This is a genomic window from Meridianimarinicoccus aquatilis, assembly GCF_004358675.1.
In the GTDB taxonomy this organism is placed as follows: domain Bacteria; phylum Pseudomonadota; class Alphaproteobacteria; order Rhodobacterales; family Rhodobacteraceae; genus Meridianimarinicoccus; species Meridianimarinicoccus aquatilis.
Window position 1 is genome coordinate 1 of record NZ_SMZO01000113.1, and the last position, 2,958, is coordinate 2,958.

Consider the following 2,958-nt stretch of genomic DNA (forward strand, 5'->3'; position numbering starts at 1 on the left):
TGCCCTTAGGCAGATCCGCAGGCCAGGTGCCGCAGGCCACCATCCCCACACGCGGCGCAAAGGCCGTGTTGACCCGGCCCAGCACCCCGTTTTGTTCGTGGATCATACGCGGAAGGCCCAGCAGCATGGCCGCAGTCAGCGCCGGGATCGACGGATAACCGCCAAAACCCACAACAATCGCAGGCCGGTCGCGGCGCATGGCCGGCACGGCAGATAGCACGCCACCCGCGATGCGCAGGGGAACCGCCGCTTTGGCCAAGGCCCCGCCCCGCGCAAACGTGGCAGAGCGCACCTGTTCGACATCCACAGCATCCGGAAACCCGCCCGCATAACGCGCGCCGCGATCGTCGGTGGAAAGTTTCACCCGCCAACCGCGCGACAGCATTTCTTCTGCAAGCGCCTGCGCCGGGAACATATGCCCCCCGGTGCCGCCAGCGGCAATGACCAGAAGTGGCCCATTGGTCATGCCGGACGCCGCCGCAACAGATCTTCGATTCGGCCTTGGGGCCGTGTTCGGGTCAGGGCCAGCAGCATACCCACGGTGATGCCGGCCGCGATGACAGAACTGCCCCCGTAAGAAACGAAAGGCAGCGTCATGCCCTTGGTCGGCAACAGACGCACCGCAACGCCGACATTGATCATCGCCTGCATCCCCAGAATGCACGCCAACCCGCAGCCAGCATAGCGCACGAAAGGATCGCGTTCCCGCAGCAGACGCATAAGCGAACGCAGGGTGATGGTGGCAAACAGGGCCACCACGATCAGCACAAGGATGAGGCCGTATTCTTCGGCAGCAACTGCGATAATAAAGTCTGTGTGCGCGTCGGGCAGATAGGATTTCACCTCGCCCTCACCGACGCCCACGCCAAACACCCCGCCATCGCGGATCGCATTCGCCGCGTAGGCAATTTGAGTGTTCGGGCTGACATCGGCACTCAGGTACCCATCAATTCGCCCGGCAACATGTTCGGACGTCCGGTAGGCCAATACGCCAGCAGCCACCACGATGCCCGCGATGCCCACAATAAGCGTCATCGGCGCACCAGCCACGAAGTACATCACGCCCCAGCCAAACAGAATGAGGCTGGCCTGCCCATAATCGGGCTGCATTGCCAGAATACCCACGATCACCGCCGTCATCAGCGCGGAAATTGACCGGCCCGGTGGCCCTCCGATCTCTTGCGCGCCGGACATCAACCAAGCTGCAAGAATGACATAGGACGGCTTCAAAAATTCGGACGGCTGAAAAGACCCAAAGCCAAGCGAGTACCAGCGGATCGCGCCTTTACCGAAATTGGTGCCGAAGAATGGCAACAGGCACAGCGCAGCAAAGGCAAAAATGAATGCCAAAACGCCCGCCCGGCGCACTTGCTTGGGGCTCAGCATAGAGCATAAAAGCAGCGCCACAAACGCCATCGTGCCGAAAATCGCCTGCTTCTGAACATAGTAGAAGGGCGGCAGGCCGTTACGATCTGCCAGCGGCGGCGACGCGGCAAGGCCCAACAGCAAGCCGATCCCGAAAAGCGCGCAGACGCATAGGAGCGTCCAGCGGTCAATCGTACGCCACCATTTTGGCAAAAGCGGTTCGCCCACCGTTACCGGCGCGGCGCCGTGCACCATTTCTGTCATGGTTCAGCCTGTAATTTTGCGTCAGAAACTGACGTTTTGCTCTGCTCGTGCCCGATTTTCCGGGCTTATCACTCAATCCTACAGGATTTCGGCGCTGCACGCCAGCAAAACGACACCCGACGCAAGGACAGTTCAGGCGTCAAGCGCAGCAACGGCCGCGATAAAGGCATCGCCACGCTTTTCGAAATCGGGGAACTGATCAAAGCTGGCAGCCGCCGGGGCCAGAAGAACCGTTTCGCCGTCCTGCGCTTCGGCGGCGGCGCGTGCCACCGCGACCTCCAACGTTTCGCAAATTTCAAGCGGAGTGCCGCCCAGTTGCAGGGCAAACTCGCGGGCGGAATGACCGATCAAATACGCCTTGACCACATGCCCAAGATCTTCGGTCAATGCCGCGATGCCCCCGTCCTTGCCAAGCCCTCCGGCGATCCAGCGGATCTTGGTGAAGGCCCGCAATGCCTGTGCCGCGCTGTCCACATTGGTGGCCTTGCTGTCATTGACGAAGGTCACGCCGCGCCGCGTCGCAATCGTCTGGCTGCGATGCGCCAGACCAAGGAAACTGCGCAACCCCGCTTCAATCACGCGCGGGGCAATGTTCAGCGCCCGCAAAGCGCCATAGGCCGCGCAAGCATTTTGGTGATTGTGGACGCCCGGCAATCCGGGGATATCGCGCAAATCGATACTGGCAACCTGGCGTCCCTTTCGGGTCTCGGACAAGAACCCTTTGCGGGCGAACACAGACCACCCCGGCCCGGCCAGCTTGCGCGACACCGCAACGCGGATGACACGCGCATCGCTTGCCGCTTCGGACATTTGCCCGGCCAGATACAGGCCTTCGGGTTCATCCACGCCAATGACGGCACGGTCTGGACCACCCTCAGCAAAGAGCCGCCGCTTGGCGGCGAAATAGCCGCCCATTCCGCCGTGGCGGTCAAGATGATCTGGTGACAGGTTGGTAAAGACGGCGATATCCGGGGTCAGTGCACGGGCAAGATCAGTCTGGTATGATGACAGTTCAAGCACCACGACCTCGCCATCGGCGGGCGGGTCGATGTCCAGAACCCCGCGCCCGATATTTCCGGCCAGTTGCGATGGCACGCCAGCTTCGGTCAGGCAGTGATGGATCAGGGCCGATGTGGTGGACTTGCCATTCGACCCTGTCACGGCAATGACGCGCGGCGGGGTGTCATGATGCACCCAATCGGCCATGGCGAAAGATCGAAAGAACAGGCCGATATCATTGTCCACAGGCACACCGGCTTCCAGCGCGGCGCGAATGACCGGGTTCGGGGCCGGGTAAAGATGCGCAATGCCCGGCGACACGATCAGACA

Annotated in this window: 3 protein-coding genes; all 3 read right to left on the reverse strand. The window is 61.8% G+C overall.

Translation table 11 applies throughout. The features are described 5' to 3' along the window. Positions 1-466 (reverse strand): UDP-N-acetylglucosamine--N-acetylmuramyl-(pentapeptide) pyrophosphoryl-undecaprenol N-acetylglucosamine transferase (locus tag E2L05_RS20465; RefSeq protein WP_208016292.1); only part of this gene is annotated, 466 nt, incomplete at its 3' end. After that, entirely contained in the window at positions 463-1,629 is a 1,167-nt protein-coding gene (locus E2L05_RS20470; protein WP_133344866.1) for a peptidoglycan glycosyltransferase FtsW, read from the reverse strand. The genes E2L05_RS20465 and E2L05_RS20470, both read right to left, overlap by 4 nt. Before the next feature lie 132 nt (positions 1,630-1,761). Continuing rightward, the coding region (murD, locus tag E2L05_RS20475; RefSeq protein WP_133344868.1) for a UDP-N-acetylmuramoyl-L-alanine--D-glutamate ligase at positions 1,762-2,958 on the reverse strand (1,197 nt) is incomplete at its 5' end.

What these genes read in the sequence shown, in the direction of transcription:
- E2L05_RS20470 (WP_133344866.1), bottom strand. Translation starts at nt 1,629, where the DNA reads ATGACAGAAATGGTGCACGGCGCCGCGCCGGTAACGGTGGGCGAACCG.